Annotated in this window: 1 protein-coding gene; it reads left to right on the top strand. The window is 73.4% G+C overall.

The window, feature by feature from the left end; translation table 11 throughout:
* Positions 1-605, top strand: a 605-nt coding sequence (locus DEIPI_RS35085; RefSeq protein ID WP_157464155.1) for an ABC transporter ATP-binding protein, incomplete at both ends; no start/stop codon positions are given.

Here is a 605-nt window from a genome sequence, read left to right on the forward strand (position 1 = left end):
GCGTGGACCTCGACGTGCGGCGCGGGGAGCTCCTCGCGATCGTCGGGCCCAGCGGCGGCGGCAAGAGCACCCTGCTGCGCGTCATCGGCGGACTCCTCGCGCCGCGCGCGGGCAGCGTCCGGGTCACCGAGCCGCCCGCGTTCGTCTTCCAGGACTACCGTCTGCTGCCGTGGCGCAGCGTCCTGCAGAACGTCGAACTGCCGCGCGCCATCGCCGGGCACGGCCTCAGCGCTCCCGAGGCGCTCGATCAGGTCGGCATGCGCGGCTTCGCGCACCTCTACCCCAGCCAGCTCTCCGGCGGCATGCGCGCCCGCGTGGCGCTCGCGCGGGCGCTGGCGCAGTCGAGCGACATCCTGCTGCTCGACGAGCCCTTCGCCGCGCTCGACGCGCTCGTCCGGGAGCGCTTCAACAACGAGCTCAAGCACCTGCACGACAAGACGGGCCGCACCACCGTCCTCGTGACGCACTCCATCCGCGAGGCCGTCTTCCTCGCGGACCGCGTCGCCGTCATGCGTGACGGACGGCTCGTGAAGGTCGTCGACACCAGCCGCTCGGGCCGCGTGAGCGCCTACACCGACGGGCTGGAGGCCGAACTGCGCGCCCTG

This window comes from Deinococcus pimensis DSM 21231 (assembly GCF_000519345.1).
In the GTDB taxonomy this organism is placed as follows: Bacteria; Deinococcota; Deinococci; order Deinococcales; family Deinococcaceae; genus Deinococcus_A; species Deinococcus_A pimensis.